The organism is Cellulosimicrobium cellulans (genome assembly GCF_016907755.1).
GTDB lineage: Bacteria > Actinomycetota > Actinomycetes > Actinomycetales > Cellulomonadaceae > Cellulosimicrobium > Cellulosimicrobium cellulans_D.
The window spans coordinates 4742885-4765086 of record NZ_JAFBCN010000001.1 but is presented as its reverse complement, the minus strand read 5'-3'; the positions used below and the strand labels follow the sequence as shown (position 1 = coordinate 4765086).

Annotated in this window: 20 protein-coding genes; 13 read left to right on the top strand and 7 right to left on the bottom strand. The window is 73.9% G+C overall.

Annotation, left to right across the window (positions count from 1 at the left end; translation table 11 throughout):
- Positions 1-19 precede the first annotated feature (19 nt).
- Positions 20-1258: a threonine aldolase family protein gene (locus JOE63_RS20650; protein ID WP_204543325.1), complete on the bottom strand. Its 1239-nt coding sequence runs from the start codon at positions 1256-1258 to the stop codon at positions 20-22.
- On the opposite strand from JOE63_RS20650, the gene JOE63_RS20645 reads away from it, so the two are divergent.
- Positions 1257-1466 carry a hypothetical protein gene (locus JOE63_RS20645; RefSeq protein WP_157759494.1) on the top strand — a complete coding sequence of 70 codons (210 nt, stop codon included), beginning with the start codon at positions 1257-1259 and terminating at the stop codon, positions 1464-1466. The genes JOE63_RS20650 and JOE63_RS20645 overlap by 2 nt on opposite strands.
- A 46-nt stretch (positions 1467-1512) precedes the next feature.
- Here the strand turns inward: JOE63_RS20645 and JOE63_RS20640 are convergent, their stop codons facing one another.
- Together JOE63_RS20640 and JOE63_RS20635 are read right to left on the bottom strand one after the other, a co-directional pair.
- Positions 1513-3216 (bottom strand): alpha-amylase family protein, encoded by a 1704-nt coding sequence (locus JOE63_RS20640; protein WP_204543324.1) that lies wholly within the window; start codon positions 3214-3216, stop codon positions 1513-1515.
- Positions 3213-4202 (bottom strand): TIGR03885 family FMN-dependent LLM class oxidoreductase, encoded by a 990-nt coding sequence (locus JOE63_RS20635; protein WP_087470186.1) that lies wholly within the window; start codon positions 4200-4202, stop codon positions 3213-3215. Before JOE63_RS20635 ends, JOE63_RS20640 begins: the two co-directional genes overlap by 4 nt.
- Before the next feature lie 118 nt (positions 4203-4320).
- Between JOE63_RS20635 and JOE63_RS20630 the strand changes: the two genes are divergently transcribed.
- A complete protein-coding gene (locus JOE63_RS20630; protein ID WP_157759493.1) occupies positions 4321-4782 on the top strand; it encodes a VanZ family protein in 462 nt (153 codons plus the stop codon).
- A gap of 18 nt (positions 4783-4800) precedes the next feature.
- On the opposite strand, the gene JOE63_RS20625 is transcribed toward JOE63_RS20630, so the two are convergent.
- A complete protein-coding gene (locus JOE63_RS20625) occupies positions 4801-5220 on the bottom strand; it encodes a YchJ family protein (protein ID WP_204543323.1) in 420 nt (139 codons plus the stop codon).
- Positions 5217-5738 carry a MarR family winged helix-turn-helix transcriptional regulator gene (locus JOE63_RS20620; protein ID WP_204543322.1) on the bottom strand — a complete coding sequence of 174 codons (522 nt, stop codon included), beginning with the start codon at positions 5736-5738 and terminating at the stop codon, positions 5217-5219. The genes JOE63_RS20625 and JOE63_RS20620 overlap by 4 nt, the downstream gene beginning before the upstream one ends.
- A gap of 96 nt (positions 5739-5834) precedes the next feature.
- Between JOE63_RS20620 and JOE63_RS20615 the strand changes: the two genes are divergently transcribed.
- Entirely contained in the window at positions 5835-6422 is a 588-nt protein-coding gene (locus JOE63_RS20615; RefSeq protein ID WP_087470182.1) for an NADPH-dependent FMN reductase, read from the top strand.
- 117 nt (positions 6423-6539) lie between these two features.
- Here the strand turns inward: JOE63_RS20615 and JOE63_RS20610 are convergent, their stop codons facing one another.
- The gene (locus JOE63_RS20610; RefSeq protein WP_239578567.1) at positions 6540-8345 is read right to left on the bottom strand and encodes a carbohydrate-binding protein; all 1806 of its coding nucleotides are present in this window, start codon (positions 8343-8345) and stop codon (positions 6540-6542) included.
- A 111-nt stretch (positions 8346-8456) separates the two neighbouring features.
- On the opposite strand from JOE63_RS20610, the gene JOE63_RS21275 reads away from it, so the two are divergent.
- The gene (locus tag JOE63_RS21275; RefSeq protein ID WP_204543321.1) at positions 8457-9179 is read left to right on the top strand and encodes a DUF305 domain-containing protein; all 723 of its coding nucleotides are present in this window, start codon (positions 8457-8459) and stop codon (positions 9177-9179) included.
- 134 nt (positions 9180-9313) lie between these two features.
- Here the strand turns inward: JOE63_RS21275 and JOE63_RS20600 are convergent, their stop codons facing one another.
- Positions 9314-10288, bottom strand: a complete 975-nt coding sequence (locus JOE63_RS20600; RefSeq protein WP_204543320.1) for a glycoside hydrolase family 19 protein — start codon at positions 10286-10288, stop codon at positions 9314-9316.
- Positions 10289-10599: 311 nt separating this feature from the next.
- Between JOE63_RS20600 and JOE63_RS20595 the strand changes: the two genes are divergently transcribed.
- The 9 genes from JOE63_RS20595 to JOE63_RS20555 all read left to right on the top strand — a co-directional run bounded on the left by JOE63_RS20595 (position 10600) and on the right by JOE63_RS20555 (position 22182).
- A complete protein-coding gene (locus JOE63_RS20595; protein ID WP_307840274.1) occupies positions 10600-11709 on the top strand; it encodes a LacI family DNA-binding transcriptional regulator in 1110 nt (369 codons plus the stop codon).
- Positions 11706-12668 (top strand): carbohydrate ABC transporter permease, encoded by a 963-nt coding sequence (locus JOE63_RS20590; RefSeq protein WP_239576795.1) that lies wholly within the window; start codon positions 11706-11708, stop codon positions 12666-12668. The genes JOE63_RS20595 and JOE63_RS20590 overlap by 4 nt, the downstream gene beginning before the upstream one ends.
- A 3-nt stretch (positions 12669-12671) precedes the next feature.
- Positions 12672-13499 (top strand): carbohydrate ABC transporter permease, encoded by an 828-nt coding sequence (locus tag JOE63_RS20585; protein WP_087470177.1) that lies wholly within the window; start codon positions 12672-12674, stop codon positions 13497-13499.
- 49 nt (positions 13500-13548) lie between these two features.
- Positions 13549-14838 carry an ABC transporter substrate-binding protein gene (locus JOE63_RS20580; RefSeq protein ID WP_087470176.1) on the top strand — a complete coding sequence of 430 codons (1290 nt, stop codon included), beginning with the start codon at positions 13549-13551 and terminating at the stop codon, positions 14836-14838.
- A 164-nt stretch (positions 14839-15002) separates the two neighbouring features.
- Entirely contained in the window at positions 15003-16232 is a 1230-nt protein-coding gene (locus tag JOE63_RS20575; RefSeq protein WP_087470175.1) for an ADP-ribosylglycohydrolase family protein, read from the top strand.
- Positions 16229-17728 carry an ADP-ribosylglycohydrolase family protein gene (locus JOE63_RS20570; RefSeq protein WP_204543319.1) on the top strand — a complete coding sequence of 500 codons (1500 nt, stop codon included), beginning with the start codon at positions 16229-16231 and terminating at the stop codon, positions 17726-17728. The genes JOE63_RS20575 and JOE63_RS20570 overlap by 4 nt, the downstream gene beginning before the upstream one ends.
- Positions 17725-18699, top strand: a complete 975-nt coding sequence (locus JOE63_RS20565) for a ribokinase (protein WP_204543317.1) — start codon at positions 17725-17727, stop codon at positions 18697-18699. Before JOE63_RS20570 ends, JOE63_RS20565 begins: the two co-directional genes overlap by 4 nt.
- A 61-nt stretch (positions 18700-18760) precedes the next feature.
- Positions 18761-20965 carry an SUMF1/EgtB/PvdO family nonheme iron enzyme gene (locus tag JOE63_RS21270; RefSeq protein WP_239576793.1) on the top strand — a complete coding sequence of 735 codons (2205 nt, stop codon included), beginning with the start codon at positions 18761-18763 and terminating at the stop codon, positions 20963-20965.
- Complete coding sequence (locus JOE63_RS20555) at positions 20962-22182, top strand: CaiB/BaiF CoA transferase family protein (protein ID WP_204543315.1); 1221 nt, start codon at positions 20962-20964, stop codon at positions 22180-22182. The genes JOE63_RS21270 and JOE63_RS20555 overlap by 4 nt, the downstream gene beginning before the upstream one ends.
- Positions 22183-22202: the final 20 nt, after the last annotated feature.

The window sequence follows — 22202 nt, the reverse complement described above, 5'->3', positions numbered from 1 at the left end:
GGCGCCCATCCTCGCCCGGTCAGCGCGCGAGCGCGAGGACGCTGCGCACGTCGGCGACGAACCCGTCCACGTCGTCCGGGGTCGTGTCCCACGCGCACATCCACCGGACCTCGACCCGGTCGGCGGTCTCGCCCGGTCCCCAGTCGTAGAAGCGGTGCCGCTCGCGCAGGCGCTCGACGGCCGCGCGGGGGAGGGTCGCGAAGACCGCGTTGACGAGCGTGGGCTGGGTGAAGGCGAGCCCCGACGTCGGGGCGGGGACGGCGTCGTCCGGCCCGACCGCAGCGGGGACGACGACGTCCGCGAGCCCGGCGCGCAACCGCCCGGCCATCGCGTTCGCGTGCCGCGCGTTGCGCAGCCACAGCTCGTCCTCGTCCGCGAGCTCGTCGACCTCGGCGACGGCGTCGCCCACCGGCTCGAACAGCGCGAGGAGCTGCGCGGAGACGTAGCGCATCTTGGACGCGAGCTGCATCGTCGCCTTGCGCACGAACTCGACACCGTCGACGGCCGACGGGTCGAGCACGACGACCGCCTCCCCGAGCGCGAGCCCGTTCTTGGTGCCGCCGAACGACAGCACGTCCACGCCCGCGTCCGTCGTCAGGGCCCGCAGCGGGACGTCGAGCGCCGCGGCGGCGTTCGCGAGGCGCGACCCGTCGAGGTGCACGCGCATGCCCCGGGCGTGCGCGGCATCGGCCACCGCGCGGACCTCGGCCGGGGTGTAGAGCGTGCCGAGCTCCGTGGACTGCGTGAGCGACACGACGAGCGGCTGCGCGCGGTGCGGGTCGCCGAGGTCGCTCGCGAACCGCTCCACGGCGTCCGGCGTGAGCTTCCCGTCCGACGCCGGGACGGCGAGCACCTTGACCCCGCCGACGCGCTCGGGCGCGCCGTTCTCGTCCGTGTTGAGGTGCGCGTGCTCCGTCGCGACGACGGCGCCCCAGCGCGGCAGCATCGTCATGAGCGCGACGACGTTCGCGCCCGTCCCCGTGAGCACCGGGTAGGCCGTGGCGTCCGGGCCGAAGCGGGACCGTACGGCGTCCTGCAGGCGGGCCGTCCACGGGTCCTCGCCGTAGGAGATCTCGTGCCCGGCGCTCGCCGCGGCGAGCGCGGCGAGGACGTCGGGATGGGCGGGGGAGTAGTTGTCCGAGGCGAACGAGGTCACGTGCCCAGCGTAAGGACCTCGGAGCGAGCGAGCGGGCGCGGACGTGCCTAGCGTCGAGAGGGACGCCCGGCCGGGCGTCACGAGCAGCGGAGGTGCAGCCATGACCACGAACCCCGACGAGCCCGGCACGGGACCGGTCCCTCCCGTCGAGCCGACGGTCGAGCCGCCGAAGTCCCCGGGGCCGCCCCCGGACCCGTCGGAGCCGCCGCGCGACCCGAGCCACACGGACCCGGTCCCGGACTCCCCGCCCGACTGGCCGTCGTCGCCCGGCCGCCCCGTCGGCCCGGACGAGCCGAGCGACGACGCCTGACGTCCGGCCGCGCGTCGTGCACCCGACGTGAGGGCGGTCGCGCGGCTCACAGGAGCCGGCGCGAGCCCGGGTGCGTGACGCGCAGCCAGCGGTAGCCGTAGCCGTCGAGCCGGACCTCGGTGCTCCCGTCGGGGTCCGGCTCGACGTCGTCCGCGTCGAGCAGGTCGACGAGGCGCGCGTCCTCCGGCAGGTTGCCGAGCGCGAGCCGGACCACGACCGGGTCCGGGGACAGGTTGTGGACGGTGACCATCGACGCCTCCTGCCACGTGCTGCGCAGCGCGAGGACCGACGGCTCCGGCTGGTCGAGCACGTCGACCTCGCCCCAGCCGAGCTCGGGGCACTCGCGGTACCGGTGCGCGAGCAGGCGCACGAACGTCAGCAGCGAGTCCGGGTCGCGCCGCTGGTCCGCGACGTTGACGTGCTCGGGCGCGTAGCCGTCCGTGGGCACCGGGCCGGCGAGCCGGCGCGCGGGGGCGCGCGAGAACCCTCCGCCCGGTCCCGACGACCACTGCATCGGGGTCCGCACGGCGAGCCTCCCGTCCGCGGCGAGGTTCTCGCCCATGCCGATCTCCTCGCCGTAGAAGAGGACCGGCGTCCCCGGGAGCGCGAAGAGCAGCGAGTACACCATCCGGACGCGGCGCGGGTCGCCGCCCAGCATGGGCGGGAGCCGACGGCGCAGCCCCCGACCGTAGAGCTGCATGTCCTCCTCGGGCCCGAACGCGGCAAAGACCTCCTGGCGCTCGTCGTCGGAGAGCTTGTCGAGCGTGAGCTCGTCGTGGTTGCGCACGAACGTCGCCCACTGCGCGTCGTGGGGGATCGGGGGGCGCGCGGCGAGCGACGCGGCCAGCGGCCCGGCCTCGTGCCGCGCGAGCGACAGGTACAGCGCCTGCATGCCGTTGAAGTCGAACTGCAGCGTGAGCTCCGAGCTCGACGGGCCGGACTCGCTCCCGTCACCCGTCCCGTCGTCGCCGAAGTAGAGGCGCTGCTCCTCGAACGGCAGGTTGACCTCGCCCATGAGGATCGAGTCGCCCGCGCGGCGCGAGAGGAACGAGCGCAGCGCGCGCAGGAAGTCGTGCGGGTCCTCGATCTCGTCCGACGGGTTCGCGGCCGCGTCCCCGAGGAAGAACGGGACGGCGTCGACCCGGAACCCCGACAGGCCGAGCTGGACCCAGTAGCCCATCGTCTTCGCGATCGCGTCCCGGACGAGCGGGTTCGCCGTGTTGAGGTCCGGCATGTGGCGGTAGAAGCGGTGCCGGTACCACTCGCCGGTGCGCTCGTCCTTGGTCCAGATGCCCTCCTCCTGGTCGGGGAAGATCACCTGGTCCTTCGTGGGCGGCGGCTCGTCGGCGCGCCACACGTAGAAGTCGCGGTACGGGTTGTCCGTGCTGGCGCGCGAGGCCTTGAACCACGGGTGCCGGTCGGACGTGTGGTTGACCACGAGGTCGGCGATGACCCGGATGCCGCGGTCGTGGGCCGTCCGGACCAGCTCGACGAGGTCGCCGACGTCGCCGAGCCGCGGGTCGACCGCGAGGAAGTCGGTGATGTCGTAGCCGTCGTCGCGGTCGGCGGTCGGGTAGAACGGCATGAGCCACAGGCACGTGACCCCGAGGTCGGCGAGGTGGTCGAGGCGCTGCACGAGCCCGGCGAGGTCGCCCACGCCGTCGTCGTCCCAGTCCATGAACGTCTCGACGTCGAGGCAGTAGACCACCGCGTTCTTCCACCACAGGTCGCCGGTGTCGCTGATCCTCATGCCGCACCTCCCTCGGTCGTCGCGGTCGCCGACCGCAGGAGCGGCAGCAGCGTCCCGCCCGCCGCGTCGAGGAACGCGTCCTGCTGCTGCCCCACGTGGTGCAGGTACACCTCGTCGAACCCGCACGCCGCCAGCTCGGCGACGCGGTCCGCGAAGCGCTCGGCGTCGTGCTCCACGAGGACCGTCCCGCGCACCTCCTCCGGACGCACGAGGTCAGCGACCGCGTCGAACTGCTCGGGCGTCTCCAGGTGCCAGCTCACGCTCGGCGGCAGCAGGTTGGAGCGCCACTGGTCGTGCGCGACGGCGAACGCCGCGGCGTCGTCGTCGCCCCACGCGACGTGGACCTGCAGGGCGAGCGGACCCCGGCCGCCCGCGTCGCCGTACGCGCCGACGACGCGGCGCAGGGACTCGACCGGCTGGTTGACGGTCACGAGGCCGTCGGCCCAGTCCGCGTGGCGGCGCGCCGTCGCCGGGGTGACGGCCGGGCCCACGAGGCGCGGGACGACGTCGGGCAGCGACCACACGCGCGCACGGTCCACGGTGACGTGGCCGCGGTGCGTGACCTCCTCGCCTGCGAGCAGCGCGCGGATGACGTCCACGCACTCGCGCAGGCGGTCGTCCCGGTCGGACTTGGGGGGCCACGGGTCGCCCGTGACGTGCTCGTTCATCGCCTCGCCGGAGCCGAGCGCGGCCCAGAACCGGCCGGGGAACATCTGACCGAGCGTCGCGATCGCTTGCGCGACCACCGCGGGGTGGTAGCGCTGGCCGGGCGCCGTGACGACGCCGAACGGCAGGTCCGTGCTGGCGAGCGCGGCGCCGAGCCAGGACCAGGAGTGGCCCGACTCGCCCTGCCGCACGCTCCAGGGCGCGAGGTGGTCGGAGCACATCGCGGCGTCGAACCCCACCTCCTGGGCACGACGCGCGGCACCCAGCAGAGGGCCCGGGGCGATCTGCTCGTGGGACGCGTGAAAACCGAGGGAGACCATGGCGCCAGTGAACCGAGGCTCCGCCGGACACGCTCGGCGAGGAGGGGGACCGGTGGAGGGAGCGTGCGCGCTCGGCGGGGGCCGCCCCGTCCCGACCCGTCCCCCGTACGCTGACGCGATGCGCCTGCTGACCTGGACGTTCGCCGCCTACCTCGCCGCCGTCCTCGTCGTGACGCTCTGGCCCTCCCCGCAGTCCACCGACGCGCCCGGCTGGGCGACGTCGACCCTCGGGTTCCTCCAGGGCCTCGGGATCCCGATCACGCTGCCCGTGCTCGAGGCGCTCGCGAACGTCGTCATGTTCGGGCCCTTCGGCCTGCTCGGGGTCCCGCTCCTGCGCGGCGCGACCGCCCGACGCCGTGGTGCGCCCGTGGGCGTGTGGCGCGCCGTCGGCGTCGTCACCCTCGCGGGCTGCGCGCTCTCGGTCGCGATCGAGCTGACGCAGAACCTCCTGCCGGGGCGCGTCCCGACCGTCCAGGACGTCGTCCTGAACACCGCAGGGGCGCTCCTGGGCTCGGCGCTCGTCGGGCTCGTGCTCGTCGCCACGGGTGCGCGGCGCGCCGTGGCGTCGCGTCCCGCGTGACGCCCCCGGGACGGCGGCTCAGCCCACGGTCCCGTCGACGTAGTACCACCGGTCGCCCTCGCGCACGAACCGGCTGACCTCGTGGAGGCGGCCGCGGTCCGCGCGGTCCGTGCGCGACCGGTGGTGCGCGACGAACTCGACGACGCCCGTGGCGTCGAACGGGCCGCCGGCCTCCGTGCGCACCACGTCGAGGCGGCGCCACTCGAGGTCGTCGTCGAGGTCGAGGTCGGACGGCCGGGTGGACGCGTGCCAGGTCGCACGCAGGTAGCGGGCGTCGCCGACGGCGAACGCGCTGTAGCGCGAGCGCATGAGCGCCTCCGCGGTCGGTGCGTGCGAGCCGTCCGGACCGGGCCGCAGGCCTGCGTGGTAGCGGCCGCAGCACGCCCCGTAGGCGTCGCCAGACAGGCACGGGCACCGCGCGTCGTCGGCCGTGGTCACGACGCGGCCCGCCGCCGGTCCGACTCAGCGGCCGCGGCGCACTCCGCCCCGGGCACCCGGCCCGAGCGCTCCACCGCGTCCGCGATGGTGCGCGACACCGCCTCGAGACGGGCCAGCCCCTCGGGGCCGAGGGGCTCGAACACGACCTCGCGCAGCAGCTCGGTGTGCCCGCGCACGGTGCGCAGGAGCGCGCGCCGGCCCGGGTTCGTCAGGACGATCCACGTGCCGCGCGCGTCGTCGGCGCACTCGGTCCGCTCGACGAGACCGCGGTCGGCCATGCGGCGCGTGAGGTGCGAGACGCGGCTGCGCTCCCAGCAGAGCTCGGCGGCGAGCTCGCCCGTGCGGAGCGCACGGTCCGTCGCGGCGTGCAGCGCCGAGAGCGCCTGGAACTCGGCCTCGGACAGGTCGCCGTCGTCGCGCATCCCGGCGGCCAGCACGCGGTCGAGGGCCTTGCGCATCGTCACGTAGGCGTCCCACGCGTCGCGCTCGGCGTCGTCGAGGATCGGGTGTCCCGCCATGCGGACGATCCTACCGCGGTGGGTGACACGTCACCGAGATGGAGTTACGGTGACGCATCACCAACTTTGGTGACACGTCACTCTTCTGGAGGAACCATGACCTCGACCCCGCGCCTCGCGGTCCTCGTCGGGAGCACGCGCACCGGGCGCAACAGCGAGGGCGTCGCGCGCTGGGTGCTCGACCGCGCCGTGCAGCGCACCGACGCGACGTTCGAGCTCGTCGACCTCGCCGACCACCCGCTGCCCCACCTCGACGAGGCGCTCCCGCCGCGCCTGCAGCAGTACGAGAACCCGCTCGTGTGGGAGTGGTCGCGCGTGATCGACGGCTTCGACGGCTACGTCGTCGTGACGCCCGAGTACAACCACGCACCGCCCGCCGTGCTGAAGAACGCCCTCGACTGGCTGTACCACGAGTGGGCCGACAAGGCCGTGGGCTTCGTCGGCTACGGCGCGCAGGGCGGCACGCGCGCCGTCGAGCAGCTGCGCCTCGTCGCGGGCGAGCTGCAGCTCGCCGACGTCCGCACCCAGGTCGGGCTGTCGCTCTACGACGACTTCGAGGAGTTCCGGACCTTCGCGCCGCGCGAGCGCCACCTGCGCGACCTCGACGCGACCCTCGACGAGGTCGTCGCCTGGTCGCGCGCCCTCGCGACCGTGCGCGAGAGCAAGGCCGTCGCCGCCGCCTGACGCCCGGCCGGGGCCGTCCCCGTGCGCGACGGCGCCCGCCCACCGGGGTGAGCGGGCGCCGTCGGGCATCACCTCACCCGGGCCGGGGGCCCGGGCGGTCCGGCGACGGGGTGCGGGTCAGTCCTGCGCGGCCCACGGGCCCCAGCGGTCGCCGGGCGCCTGGTTCCGCGTCCACCACTTCGCGGTGTACGTCGTCCCCTCGTAGGTCACGCTGTCGCCCTTGACGTAGACGCGGCTCGGCTTCCACACGCCGACCCCGTCCGCGTCGACGCCCGCGATCTCCTCCCACGGGCCCCACGGGTCACCGGGTGTCTGGCCCTTGGTCCACCACTGGGCCCGCCAGACGGCGCCGCCGTAGGTGACGGTGGACCCGCCGGTGTAGGTGGCGCTCTTGGACCAGGCCGGCGGCTCGGCGTAGGTCGGCTGGGCCTGCGGGTTGAGCTCGTCCGTGACGACCGTCTTCGCCGCGTTGGTGATCGGATCGTCGAGCAGCAGGACGTCGAGCCCCTGCTGGATGTCGTTCGAGATGATCGCGCCGTTGTACCAGTACGCCGACCACGAGCCGCCGAGGATCAGCCGCTCCGCGGAGAGCGGGCCGCGGTCGAACCACGCGATCTCGACCGGGTTCGCCGAGTCCGTGAAGTCCCACACGGAGATGCCGCCCTGGTACCAGGCCTGGACCATGATGTCGCGGCCCGGGACGGGGATGAGCGAGCCGTTGTGCGCGACGCAGTTCTCCGTCGCCGCCTGCTCCCGCTCGATCTTGTAGTAGCTCTTGAAGACGAGCTCGCCGCCCACGATGTCGTAGATCGCGTCCGCGCCCTTCTCGGGCCCGACCGTCGGGTTGCACGTGGGTGCGCCGCCGCCGCCGAGCTCGTCGGTGAAGACGACCTTGGTGCCGGCGTTGTTGAACGTCGCCGAGTGCCAGAAGGCGAAGTTCGTCGTGTCGCGGACGACCTCGGTGACCACCGGGTGCGCGCGGTCGGAGATGTCCATGAGGATGCCGTCGCCCATGCACGCGCCCGCCGCGAGGTCCTTCGACGGGTAGGTCGTGATGTCGTGGCAGCCCGACGTCGTGCTCGAGCCGTTGCCGCCCGGGTTGCCGCCCTCCGGGAAGAGCACGGGCGTGGAGACGAGCTCCGCCGCGGCGGGGTCGTCGAGCGGGATCTGCACGACCGAGATGAGGTCGTGCGGCGGCTGGCAGTCGGGGAACGCCGCGTTGGGGCTGTACGACGAGACGTAGACGAACAGCTCCTCCCCGTCCTTCGACGGCGCGAGGGAGTGCGTGTGGGAGCCGCACTGCGTCTCGACCGACGACACGTACTGCGGCGACGTCGGGTCGGAGATGTCGAAGACCTTGACGCCCTCCCACGAGTCCTTGACCGTGGCGCTCTGCGCGACGTTGTCGCACGAGTCGTTGCTGCGCGACGAGTCGGTGCTGAGGACGAGCAGGTCCCCGTAGACCGAGATGTCGTTCTGCGAACCCGGGCAGACCACCTGCGCGACCTGCTGGGGGGCGGTGGGGTTCGCGACGTCGTACACCGTGAACCCGCCGTAGTTGCCGGCGAAGGCGTAGCGGCCCTGGAACGCGAGGTCGCTGCTGTACTGGCCCTCGGGCGCGAACTCGCCGTTCTTCGGGATGTTCGCGACATGGGTCAGGTTGGGGCTGCCGGCGACCTCCCCGGGCGCCAGGACGTCGGTGGCCTGGGCGAGGGGGGCGAGGCGCTGGGCGGGAAGGTCCGCGAGCGAGCCGGCGGCCTGCTCGGTGAGCGCGGCCACCGCCTCGGGAGAGCCGTCGGACGGTTCGGCGGCTGCCGACGAGGCGACGGCGAGCGAGGAGACGGCAAGGGTGGCCGCCATGGACGAGGCGAGCAGGACCCGGCGTCGTTGCCGGCGCGTCTGCCCGTGCGTCGTTCGATGCACCTGAGAAACACCTCCTTGGTAGGGTTCTGCGAATTCTGACGGGCAAATGTGATCTGGACCACTCAAACCGGGCAGTTTCCGGTGACCTTTTACACGGAGGGAACAGGACAGGTGCAGAGTTTTCCCAGCCGTAACGCAGTCCCGGCCGGCGGCGCACGCGCCCTGACCTGCGGCGCCGTCGTGCTCGGGCTCGCGCTCGGCGCCTCGGCGTGCACGCCGGACCCCGACCCGACCTCGACGCCGTCGAGCGTCGTCGTGCAGCCCGGCCGGCCGGGGGAGGAGGCGACGACGGTCGCGCCCGAGGACTACGCGGCCGCGCCCGAGGCGGACTCCTGGAACCAGGCCGACGCCGCGTTCGTGACCGGGATGATCGAGCACCACCTCCAGGCGCTGGAGATCGCGGCGCTCGCGCCGGACCGCGCGGGGTCCGACGCCGTCCGGTCGTTCGCGGAGCGCGTCACCGCCGCGCAGGGCCCCGAGGTCCACGCGCTCGCGTCGTGGCTCCAGGCCCGCGACCTCGCCGTCCCGGAGGGCGCGGAGGACGTCGGCGGCACGGGCCCGCGCGCGCCCGAGGGGTCGGGGCACGAGCACGGTGACGGCGTCTCCGGGATGCTCACGGACGAGCAGCTCGCCGCGATCGAGGGCGCGAGCGGAGCGGAGTTCGACCGCCTCTTCCTCGAGGGGATGATCCAGCACCACGAGGGCGCTCTCGCCATGGTCGACGTCGTGCTCGTCGAGGGTCAGGACCTCTTCGCGAACGAGATCGCGGCCGAGACCGCGGCCGGCCAGGGCGGCGAGATCGACCGCATGCGCGACCTTCTCGCCGCCCTCTGACGCACCGAGCCAGAGCCGGCCCCGGCGGGGTAGAGCCGTGGTTCGTGCGCCGGTGCCGCTGCCCGTGGCGTGCGCGCTCGTGGCCCGCCCCGGTGTCGGGACGGGCCACGGTCACGGGCCGGGTGGGGGCGAGGTCAGCAGTAGAGGTTCGCGCCCGTCGTCGTGCCGAGGATCTGCGCGAAGCGCTGGAACGCGGTGACGCGCGACTGGACCTGCGCCGGGTTGCCGCCGTTGCACTCGATCGAGCCGTTGATCGAGCGGATCGACTCGCCGAAGCCCGCGCCGGAGACGATCGCCTGGTGCCCGGACATCGAGCCCGCGCCGGACTGCGTGTTCCAGAACCAGAGGCCGGTCTTCCAGGCCACGGCCGAGTTCTGCTCCACGAGGTACGGGTTGTTGAGCAGGTCGATGCCGAGGGCGTCGCCGGCGGCCTTGTAGTTGTAGTTCCAGCTCAGCTGGACCGGGCCCTTGCCGTAGTACGCGCTCTGGCCCGCGGGGCAGCCGTACGGCTGGGAGTAGTCGCAGTAGTGCGGGTAGTTCGCGGTGTTGATCTCCTTGATGTAGACGAGCCCGCCGGTCTCGTGGTTGACGTTCGCGAGGAACGCCGCGGCCTCGCGCTTGGCGACCTCGGTGCCACCCGTCGTCGCGAAGCCCGGGTAGGCCGACAGCGCGTCGACGAGGCCCTGGTAGGAGTAGAACGCGTTCCGGTTCGGGAACATCTGGTTGAACTGGGCCTCGGAGACGACGAAGCCGCTCGGGTTCCCGGGGTTGCCCGGGTCGGTCCCGCCGCCTCCGCACGCGCCCTGGGTGCGCCAGACGCCCCACTCGCCGGTGGTGCCGGGCGTCTCGCCCTGGGTCCACCAGCCGGCCTTCCAGTTCTGGCCGCCGTGCGACACGACCGCGCCGCCGAGGTAGACCGTGCCGGAGCTCCACGCGGGGGCGCAGGTCGCGGCGTGCGCCTGCTGCGCCGGGCCGGCGACGGCCCACGAGAGCGCTCCCACGAGCACGAGGAGAACGGCGAGGAGCAGGGCGAGGGGACGGGACGCGGGCCGCTGGGCGACCGCGGCGGACGCCGCGGGGGAGGACGACGCCGGAGCTCGGGTGTGCATCGGTGCACCTTTCGTCGGTGATCGGGTCGGTTCGAGCCTGGCGGCGCGGCGCCGTGGTGGACAACCCCCGTACGCGGAACCCCGTACCCGTGGGACGCGCGAGGTGGAGCCGTGGTCACGCGAGGTTGAGGTGTGGTCACGACCGGGTCTCTCCTCGCGTGACCAGAGTTCTACCTCGCGGGGTGGGTTGACGTGCCGCCGTGGCGGGTGCGAGAGTGTGCGCAACCCGGAAACGTTTCCAGGGCTGTCGAGGTCGTCAGTCTGGAAACGTTTCCACATGCGACGGTCCTTCGACGACGAGGTGGACGACAGTGACGTCATCACGCGCCACGCTGATCCAGGTGGCACAGCGGGCCGGGGTCTCCCTGGCCTCGACCTCCCGCGCCCTGCACGGGACGGGCGCGAGCCCCGCGATGGTCGAGCGCGTGCGCGCCGCGGCCACGGAGCTCGGCTACAGCCCGGACGCGATCGGGCGCTCGCTGCGCCTGAAGAAGACGTTCCAGGTCGCGTTCGCCGTCGCCGACATCGGCAACCCCGTCTACGTCGAGATGATGACCGCGATCCACGAGGTCCTCGCGCCGCACGGGTACCGCGTCGTCGTCATGACGACGGGGGACACCACGCGGTCCACCGTCGAGCTCGTGCGCAGCCTGTCGAGCGGGTTCGTCGACGCCATGATCCTCAGCCCGCTGCGCACCGACGACGAGCTCGTCGAGGAGATCCGGCAGGCGCCGGTCCCGGTCGTCGTCATCGGCCGCACCCTGGCCGACCGCGGCATCGACTCCGTGTCCACCGACTCGGCGGGCGGCATCGGCGAGGCCGTGCGTCACCTGCTCGGCCTCGGCCGCCGTCGGCTCGCGTTCCTCAACGGCCCGCTCGACACGACGCCCGGCGAGGCGCGCCAGCGCGGCTTCGACGCCGCGACGCACGCGGACGACTTCACGGGCGAGCGCGCCGACGCCGTCGTCGCGGCGGACTTCACCGTCGCGGCCGGCCTGGCGGCCACGCGAGCGCTCCTCGACGGGTCCGACGACGGCGCTCGACCTGACGCGATCGTCGCGGCCAACGACCTGCTCGCCATCGGCGCGATCCGGGCCGTGCGCGAGCGCGGGCTGTCGGTCCCCGAGGACGTCGCGGTGACCGGCATGGACGACACCGAGATTGGCCGCGTGTTCCAGCCCAGCCTCACGAGCGTCTCGCTCGGCTCGACCGAGCGTGGGCGGATCGCCGCGGAGCTCGTCGTCGACCTCGTGGACGGTGACGCCCAGGCCGGGCGGCACACGGCCGTCGGGCCGCGCCTCGTCGTGCGCGAGTCGACCGCCGCCCCGGCCGCGACTCCCGAGGCGGGGGGGCAGCGCGCGGCGGGCGACGCCGTCGAGCACGAGGTGCCCGTCGACGCCGCGGGAGGGGGTTCTCGATGAGCGCCCCGACCCTCGCGGGCGACCCGCACGCCGCGGCGGCGCGCCGCCCGGACCGGGGCGCCCCGCGCCGGACCGGGGGCATGGCGCGCGCCAAGCGGCGCGAGGCGGTCGCGCTCGTCATGCCGTCGCTCCTGCCGATCCTCGTGCTGAGCGTCGCGCCGCTCGTCATGGGCGTCGCGCTCGCGTTCACGGACGCGCGGCTCGTGCGCCACCCGGACTACCAGTTCGTGGGCGTCGACAACTTCGTACGCCTCGCGGACAACTCGTTCTTCTGGGACTCGTTCCGCATCGGCATGATCTGGGCAGTCTCCGTGACGCTGCTCCAGCTCGTCGCGGCGATGGGCCTGGCGCTCCTGCTGAACTCGGGGCTCCGGCTCCAGGGGCTCACGCGCGTCCTCGCGCTCATCCCGTGGGCCATGCCGCCGGTCGTCGTGGCGATCATGTGGCAGATGATCTACTCGCCCAACGCCGGGCCGCTCAACGCGTTCCTCGGCGCCCTGGGCCTGCCGGACGACATCAACTGGCTCGCGGACTTCTCGACGGCGCTGCCCGCGGTGATCGTCGTCGGGGTGTGGGTCGGGATGCCGCAGACCACCGTGACGCTGCTCGCCGGGCTCCAGCAGATCCCGGACGAGCTCCACGAGGCCGCGTCGATGGACGGCGCGGGCGCGTGGCGCCGCTTCACCGCCGTGACGCTCCCGAGCCTGCGACCGATCATCACGTCGATCACGTCGCTGAACTTCATCTGGAACTTCAACTCGTTCTCGCTGGTCTACGTGCTCACCGAGGGCGGGCCGGGCGGCCGGACCATGCTGCCGATGCTCTTCACCTACCTCGAGGCGTTCAAGAACCGGAACATCGGCTACGCCGCCGCGATGGGCGTCGTGCTCGTCATCGTGGTCGTCCTCCTGCTCGCGATCTACCTGCGGTCGCAGTTCCGCTCCGAGAAGGAGAGCTGACCCGTGCGCGCACTCGTCCGCCCGGCCCAGTACGTGGCCCTGGCGTTCTACATCCTCTTCCTCGGCTTCCCGCTGCTCTGGCTCATCTCGGCGTCGCTCAAGTCGTCGGGCGAGCTCAACTCGCTCACCGTGAGCCTCATCCCGCAGGACTTCCACTGGGAGAACTACTCCCAGGCGCTCTCGCGGCAGGGGCTCGTGCGCTCGGCGTGGAACAGCGCGATCGTCGCGGTCGTCTCGACGATGCTCGTCATCGTCATCGCGCTGCCCGCGTCGTACGTGCTCGCGCGCCTGCGCGGCAAGATCCGCGCGGCGGGCGTCGGCTGGATCCTGGTGAGCCAGGTGTTCCCGGTGATCCTCATCATCCTGCCGCTGTTCCTCATCCTGCGGACCGTCGGGCTCACGGACTCGCTCGTCGGGCTCACGCTCGTCCACACCACGTACACCCTGCCGTTCGCGCTGTGGATGATGCAGGGCTACGTCTCCGCGATCCCGGTCGACCTCGAGGAGGCGGGCTCCATGGACGGCGCGAGCCGGTTCACCGTGCTCCGCACGATCGTCTTCCCGCTGCTCATGCCCGGCGTCGTCGCGACGGCCATGTTCAGCTTCGTCTCCTCGTGGAACGAGTTCTTCTTCGCGCTCGTCCTGCTCCAGTCGCCCGAGAACTACACGCTGCCCATCACGCTGAAGATGTTCATCGGCGGCGAGGGCAAGGTGGCGCTCGGTCCGCTCGCCGCGGGCTCGGTGCTCGCGGCCATCCCCAGCATCGTCTTCTTCTCGATCATGCAGAAGAAGCTCACCGGCGGTCTGCTGTCCGGCGCCGTGAAGGGGTGACCCCCCACATGTACCCCCCCTGCAACACCCCCACCCGAAAGGTAGAACCATGAAGACTCGTGGTGCGTCCATCGCCGCATGCCTCACGATCACGACCCTGCTCGTCGCCTCCTGCTCGAGCGGGGGCGGCAGCGGGGACGACGGCGCCGACGGCGGCCCGGTCACGCTGAAGTTCCAGTCGCTGTCCGACCAGCCGGCCGCGATCGAGGCGACCGAGAAGATCGTCGCGGACTGGAACGAGGCCAACCCCGACGTCCAGGTCGAGATCGTGCCCGCGGGCTGGGACGGGATCTACGACAAGCTCATCACGCAGTTCAACGGCGGCGCCGCGCCGGACATCATCCACTACGAGGCCGCGAGCATCGTGCCGTTCGCCGTGGACGGCTACCTGGCCGACCTGTCGGAGTACATGTCGGACGAGAAGCGCGCCGACATCCCCGAGGGCATCCTCGACTCCGTGACGGTGGACGACCAGGTCATCGCGTACCCGACCGAGCTGCAGTCCTACATGGTGTTCGCCAACAAGACGATGCTCGAGGCCGCCGGCGTCGAGATCCCGACCGGCGAGACCATGACGTGGGACGAGCTGCGCGAGATCTCGAAGGCCACGACGAAGGACGGCGCGTACGGGCTCGGGTGGGGGCTCGCGAGCCCGACGGCCGCGTTCATGGCGATGGCCCCCGGCTTCGGCGGCCAGTACTTCGAGGGCACCGGGGCCGACGCGAGCATCACCATCGGCGAGGGCGAGATGGCCCTGCCGAAGCTCGTCGACGAGATGGCCCACACCGACAACACGGTGCTGCCGGTCACCCTCACGCAGTCCGGCTCGGAGACGCTCGCGTCGTTCTACGCGGGCCAGGTCGCCATGACGATCCAGGGCTCGTTCCAGGCCGCGAACATCGCCAACGACGCGCCCGAGGGCTTCGACTGGGTCGTGCTGCCCCCGCTCGAGGGCCCCGACGGCGCCGAGCAGGCCGCCAACCCGCAGACGCTGTCGGTGAACATCGACTCCGAGCACGTCGAGGAGTCCGCGGAGTTCATCGAGTTCTTCACCGACACGGAGAACCTTGCCGCGCTCAACGAGGCGGACGCGCTCATCCCGGCCACGACGTCGGCCCAGGAGGCCATGGCGGCGTCGCTCGGCGACGAGAACGGCTGGTCGACGATCCTCTCGTCCGGCCAGTTCCTCACGTCCGCGCCGTACCTGTTCGTCGACGCGTACGCGCAGTGGAAGGACACGGTCGCGACGCCGGCGTACCAGAAGTTCCTCGCCCAGGAGATCGACGCCGACCAGCTCGCGACCGAGCTCGAGGCCGGCTGGGACGAGATCACCAAGTAGCACCTCGGCCGCCCGCCGCGCACCGTGACAGCGGTCGTGGCGAGCACCGAGCAGCAGCGGCCGGGGGCGGTCGCGCACGCGACCGCCCCCGGCCGGGAACCGCGGCCCTGACGGGTCGCGCCGGGCGCGACGTGCGCCGAGGAGAGATCGACAGGGAGTGGACCGTGACCTGGCTGGACGACCGAGCGGTGGCAGTGATCACCGGAGCGGCGGTGGGGGACGCGCTGGGGGGCGCCACCGAGGGCTGGACCCCCGAGCAGATCGAGGAGCGCCACGGGGGGCGCGTGACGGGGATCGTGGAGCCCTGGTACCCGAACTGGCAGGACGCGCGTCCGATCGCGCCCTACCACAAGGGTGACGGGCACATCACGGACGACACCCTCATGACGCGCGCGCTCGTGGAGGTGTACGCGAAGCGGCGCGAGCACCTCGACGCGTACGCGATGGCCGAGGACCTCGTGCCGCTCATGATCGGCGAGCCGCGCTGGATCCCGGAGCTCGAGTCGACCGCGCTGCTGCTGCAGCGCGTGTTCCTCGCCGAGAAGTGGATCGTCGCGCGCCTGCACTACGGGCACGTGGACCCGCGCGAGGCGGGCGTCGGGAACGTCGTGAACTGCGGCGCCGCGATGTACGTCGCGCCGGTGGGGCTCGCGAACGCGGGCGACCCGCGCGGCGCGTACGCCGAGGCCATCGACCTCACCGGCGCGCACCAGTCGAGCTACGGCCGCGAGGCCGCAGGCGTGTTCGCGGCCATGGTCGCCGCGTCCGTCGCGCCGGGCGCGACGGTCGACGACGTCGTGCACGCCGCGCTCGACGTCGCGCACGACGGCACGGCCGCCGCGCTCCAGGCCGTCGTCGAGGCGTTCGACGGCTGGACGACGGCGCCCACGACCGACGAGGAGGAGCGCGCGCTCGCGCGGCTCGTCCGGGAGACGGTGGCCCCGTTCGACTCGGTCGGGCCTGCGTACCGGCAGATGTCGATGGACGCGCGCCGCCCGTCGCGCACCAAGTCCATCGAGGAGCTGCCCGCGGCGCTCGGCTTCGTGCTGGGGCACCGCGGCGACTTCCGCGGCGCCGTGCTCGGCGCCGTGAACTACGGGCGCGACGCCGACTCGATCGCCGTCATGGCGGGCGCGGTGTGCGCCGGGCTGGGCGGGACCGCCGTCGTGCCGGACGAGTGGCTCGACGCGATCGAGGGGGCGAGCCGCATGGACATCCGGGAGACGGGCCGCCTCATGGCCTCCGCGGCGGCGGACATCCTCCGCTCCGACCGCGAGCGCGCCACGTCGCGCCTGCGCGCGCTCGCCGAGCTCGGCGGCGCGTCCGTGGACGGCGGCGATCTCGGGCTGCACGACGGCGCGGCCCAGCCCGCGCGGACGGGTGACCCGGCGTGAGGCTCACCTGGGCCCAGCCCGAGGACCTGCTCGCGCACGAGCTCGTCCAGGCGGTGGCGGAGGGCAAGGACCCCGCGACGCTCGCCGACGTGCGCGAGCGCTGGACCGCCGCGGGCGGCGACGCCGTCCCCGCGGTGAGCGGCGCCGGTCCCGTCCCCGCGACCCCGGCGCTGCGCGCGCTCGCGCGCGACCTGCTCGTCGAGCTCGACGCGCTGCCCGCGGCGCCCGCGCCGCACGAGCCCGACGACTGGGACGCGATCCTCGCCACGCTCCCGGCGGCGCCCGGCCTGCCCACCCGCCCGAGCGCCGTCGGGCCCCCCGACGGCACCGCCGCCGGCGCGGCGACCGGAACCGCCACCGCCGCCGACGCCGCGTACGCCGACCGCGTGCTCGGGGCGTGGACCGGCCGCGCGGCGGGCTGCCTGCTCGGCAAGCCGGTGGAGAAGATCCCGCGCGCGGGCATCGAGGAGATCCTGCGCGCGACGGGCCGGTGGCCGCTGGACCGCTGGTTCACCGCCGTAGGGCTGCCCGACGACGTCGCCGCGCGCTGGCCGTGGAACCGGCGCAGCGCCCCGACGTCGCTCGAGGAGAACATCGACGGGATGCCCGAGGACGACGACCTCAACTACCCGATCCTCGCGCTCGCCCTGCTGGAGCGGCACGGGCGCGGGTTCACGACGGACGACGTCGCACAGCTCTGGCTCGACGCGCTGCCCGCGGGTCGCGTGTTCACGGCCGAGCGCGCCGCGTACCGCAACATCCTCGACGCGCGGCCGGTGCCGGAGACGGCGACGCACCACAACCCGTTCCGGGAGTGGATCGGCGCGCTCATCCGCACGGACGTGCTCGGCTGGGTCTCGCCCGGCGACGTGCGCGAGGCCGCGCGCCTCGCGTGGACGGACGCGCGCCTGAGCCACACGCGCAACGGCGTGTACGGCGCGATGTGGGCGGCCGCGCTCGCGTCGGCGGCGATGGTCTGCGAGACGGTGGACGAGGTGCTCGACGCGGCGGACGCCGTCGTGCCGCCGGGCAGCCGGCTGGCCGCCGCGATCCGGCTCGGCCGTGACGCGGGCCGCGACGGCGACGCGTCCGAGGCGGGCGTGCGCGCCGGGCTCGACACGATCCACGCCGCGTACGGCGACCTGCACTGGGTGCACGTGCTCAACAACGCCGCGGTGATCGCCTACGCGCTCACCGCGGGGCGCGGCGCGGACGGCCGCGGCGACTTCGGCGCGAGCGTCGCGATCGCCGTCACCGCGGGCTGGGACACCGACTCCGCGGGCGCGACGGTCGGCGGCGTGGTGGGTGCGCTGCAGGGCGTCGAGGGGATCGGCCAGCGGTGGACGCGCCCGCTCGACGGCCACATCGCGACCTCGCTGCCCGGCGGCGAGCAGAGGATCGTGGACCTCGCGGCGCGGACGGTCGCGCTCGCGGCGACGCCGGTCGTGGTGGCCGGGGGAGCCGTGCAGGGTCCCACGGAGGAGGCACCGGCATGAGCAGGACGGCGGACGGGGAGCAGGGCGCCACGGTCCGGGGCGGGTCGGGACGGGTCGTGGTGGTCGGGTCGGCGAACGTCGACCTCGTCGTGGACGTCCCGCGCCACCCCGGCGGCGGCGAGACCATCCTCGGCGGCGACCTGCGGCGCAACCCGGGCGGCAAGGGCGCGAACCAGGCGGTCGCCGCGGCGCGCGCGGGCGGCGCCGACACGACGTTCGTCGGCGCGCTCGGCCACGACGACGCGGCCGACCTGCTGCTCGCGTCGCTCGACCGCGGCGGGGTGCGCACCGACCTCGTCGAGCGCGTCGACGTCCCGACCGGCACCGCCCTCATCACCGTCTCGCCCGACGGCGAGAACGCGATCGTCGTCGCGCCCGGCGCGAACTCGCACGTGACGGTCGGCGCGGCCCAGGCCGAGCGGATCGCCGCGGCGGACGTCGTGCTCGCGCAGCTCGAGATCCCGCTCGACGTCGTCCGTGCCGCCGCGGCCGCGCGTCGCCCCGGCGCGCTGCTGGTGCTCAACGCGGCACCGTCGCGCGACCTGCCGGACGACGTCTGGGACGCGATCGACGTGCTCGTCGTCAACGAGCACGAGGCGGCCGACCTGGTCGGTCCGACGGAGCGTGAGACGGACCCCAGCGGCCTCGCGAGCCTTCTGCTCCTGCGCGTCCCGGCCGTCGTCGTGACGCTCGGCGGCCGGGGCAGCCTCGTGCTCGAGCGGCTGCCCGGTGGCACGCTGCAGAGGCACGTCCCCGCGGTCCCCGTCGAGGCCGTGGACACGACCGGCGCGGGAGACACGTTCTGCGGCGTCCTCGCCGCGGCGCTCGCGCGCGGCGCGGACCTGCCCGACGCCGCGCGGCTCGCCGCCGCGGCGGGCGCGCTCGCCGTGACCCGACCCGGCGCGCAGGACGCCGTGCCCGACGCGGCGGACGTCGTCGCGCTCGCGCGCCGGGCCGAGAGCCTCACCTGACCGAACTGAGCCACTTCGCAGCACGACCGAGCGCGGGCCCGCCCGCCGAGGGAAAGGCACCATGACGTACACGTTCGACCCGCTGGTCCCGCGACCGATCGACCTGCCGACCGAGGTCGCGCTCGACGGGCCGCTCACTCCCGAGCAGTCCCTCGCGCTCGACGAGGCGAAGATCTTCGTCGGCCCGGCCGACCCCGCCGACCGCCCGGCGTGGCGCGAGCGCCTCGCCGCGTGGCGCGACGACGCGCGCCGCCGCCACGGGTACACGGGCACCGCGTACGACCGTCCGGACGCCGCGTGGGCTGCCGGGTGCTCGACGGTCGCGCAGGTGTGGCTGTGGGACGAGCTGCTGTACTCGTTCGAGGAGCACCGGTTCACGCCGGAGCGGTTCCTCGCCGACGCGCGCGAGCGGTTCGGCGGCCTCGACGCCGTCGTGCTGTGGCACGCGTACCCCGTCATCGGGATCGACGACCGCAACCAGTGGGACTTCTACCGTGACGTCCCGGGGATCGTCGACCTCGTGCGGACGTTCCACGACGCGGGCCTGCACGTGTTCGTCGACTACAACCCGTGGGACGTCGGCACGCGCCGCGGCGACGACGACCTCACCGAGCTCGCGGCCGTCGTGCGCGACCTCGGCGCCGACGGCGTCTTCCTCGACACGCTGAAGAAGGCCGAGCCGGAGCTCGTCGCGCGGCTCGAGGCCGCGCGGCCCGGCATCGTCCTGGAGGGCGAGTCCAAGCTTCCGGTCGAGCGCATCGAGGACCACTCGTCGTCGTGGGCGCAGTTCTTCGCCGACTCGCCCGTGCCCGGCGTGCTGCGCGCGCACTGGTACGAGCGCCGGCACATGCAGCACCACGTGCGCCGCTGGCACCGCGACCACTCCGAGGAGCTCCAGTCCGCGTGGCTCAACGGCGTCGGCGTCATGGTGTGGGAGGTCGTGTTCGGCGTGTGGGTCGGCTGGTCGCCGCGCGACGCCGCGACGGTCAAGCGCCTGGTCACGGTCCAGCGCGCGGCGCGACCGCTGCTCCTGGACGGCGAGTGGACGCCCCTCACCGAGCTCGCCCCCGAGGCGGAGACGGCGGGGGTCTACGCCTCGCGCTGGGACCTCGACGGCGTGACCCTGTGGACGCTGGTGAACCGAGGCGCCACGGACTACGCCGGCCCCCTCCTCCCGCCCGACCACCCCTCCCGCCGAACCCGGGATTCCGTGGCACCCGAGGCGCTGGGTGACGTGCAACCCAGGGCTCGCCAGGGCGCTGATGACGCTCAGACCCGGGTTCGGTCCGGCGGGGGTGTCGACGGGGTGCGGGTACCCGCGCGGGGCATCGCCGCGGTGCTGCACGTGGCCGACGGCGTCGCCGAGCCGGCATGGCTGCCGCACCTGCGCGACGTGGTCGCGTCGCTCGACGAGTCCGCGCGCCACGACCCGGACGCGCGGTTCCCGCACCGGCTCGCGCGCCGCCTCCACGCGTCACCCGCCGCGTCCGCGGCCGCGTCGGTGTCGATCGAGGCGACGGACCCGACCGGGTCGAGCGCCGCCGTCGGGCCGGGCCGGACGGGGGCGACGTGCGCGCCCGAGCCTGGTGCCGTCGTCGTCCCCGCGGGGCCGTACGTGCTGACCGTCCGGTACCGGGCGCGCGAGACCGGGACGTACCAGGGCGCGCCCTACGTGGACGAGTGGAAGCCGCTCCCGCCGCGTCTGCACGACGCGCGGACCCTCCAGCGCGACGGCGAGCTCGCCGCTCCGGTCGCGGTGGGGAGCGACGTGACGAACGCGGAGTTCGCGGAGTTCCTCGCGGCCACCGGGTACGTGCCCGCCGTCGCGCACCGCTTCCTCGCGCACTGGGCGGACGGCCGTCCCGCGCCCGGCACGGAGGACGAGCCCGTGACCTTCGTCGACCTCGACGACGCGCGGGCGTACTGCGCGTGGCGCGGCGGGCGCCTGCCCACCGAGGACGAGTGGCAGCGCGCGGCCGAGCAGCCCGGCTGGACGCGCGGCGAGCCCGCCGTGTGGAGCTGGACGGGCTCCGAGCACTCGGACGGCCGCACCCGGTTCGTCATGCTCAAGGGCGGCAGCGACTACCGCGCCGACGGCTCCGACTGGTACGTCGAGGGCGGGCGCCACGCGGCGGACTACGCGGTCAAGCTCCTGGTCCCCGGCCTGGGGCTCGCGCGCGGCGCGACCGTCGGGTTCCGCTGCGCGTGGGACCTCGCCGTCGACCAGCCCGCCGCCGACCAGCCCGCCGAGGAGGTGACGGCATGACGGACGCACCGCGCGTCTCGCGCGACGCCGCCGCGGGCGCGCTCGCGGGCCTGCGCGTCGTCGACGCGTCGACGTTGTTCGCCGGGCCGATGGCGGCGATGCACCTCGGCGACCTGGGTGCCGATGTCGTCAAGGTCGAGCACCCCACGAAGCCCGACCCGTCGCGCACGCACGGCGCCGCGAAGGACGGCGTGAACCTGTGGTGGAAGACGCTCGGGCGCAACAAGCGCACCGTCACCGCGAACCTCGGCAGCCCGGGCGGGCGCGAGGTGTTCCTCGCGCTCGTCGCCGACGCGGACGTGGTCATCGAGAACTTCCGGCCCGGCACGCTCGAGCGATGGGGCCTCGGCTACGACGAGCTGTCCGCGCGCAACCCGCGGCTCGTGCTCGCGCGCGTGAGCGGGTTCGGGCAGGTCGGGCCGTACCGCACCCGCCCCGGGTTCGGCACGCTCGCCGAGGCGATGAGCGGGTTCGCCGCGATGACCGGCGAGCCCGACGGCCCGCCGACCCTTCCGCCGTTCGGGCTCGCCGACGGCGTCGCGTCGCTCGCGACCGCGTTCGCCGTCATGGTCGCGCTGTCCACGCGCGAGCGCACCGGGCACGGGCAGGTCGTCGACACGGCGATCATCGAGCCGATCCTCGCGATGCTCGGGCCGCAGATCACGCGCTGGGACCAGCTGCGCACCGTGCAGCCGCGCACCGGCAACCGGTCCGCGAACAACGCGCCGCGCAACACCTACCGCACGCGCGACGGGCAGTGGGTCGCGGTCTCGACGTCGGCGCAGTCCATCGCGGAGCGCGTGATGCGCCTCGTGGGGCGCCCCGACCTGATCGACGAGCCGTGGTTCGCGAGTGGCGTCGAGCGCGCGCAGCACGCGGACCTCCTCGACGAGGCCGTCGGCGGCTGGATCGCGCAGCGCACGCGCGACGAGGTCGTGGCCGCGTTCGAGGAGGCGCAGGCCGCTGTCGCGCCGATCTACGACGCCCAGGACATCGTCGACGACCCGCAGTTCCGCGCGCTCGGCACGATCCACGAGATCGAGGACCCCGAGCTCGGGCCGATGCTCATGCAGGGCCCGCTGTTCCGGCTGTCCGAGAACGACGGCGTCATCCGCTTCACCGGCCGCGCGCACGGCGCCGACACCGATGCCGTGCTGGGCGAGCTCGGGTTCGCACCCGAGCGCGTCGCCGAGCTGCGGGCGGAGGGCGCGGTATGAGTGCGGGCGCTCCGTCGGGT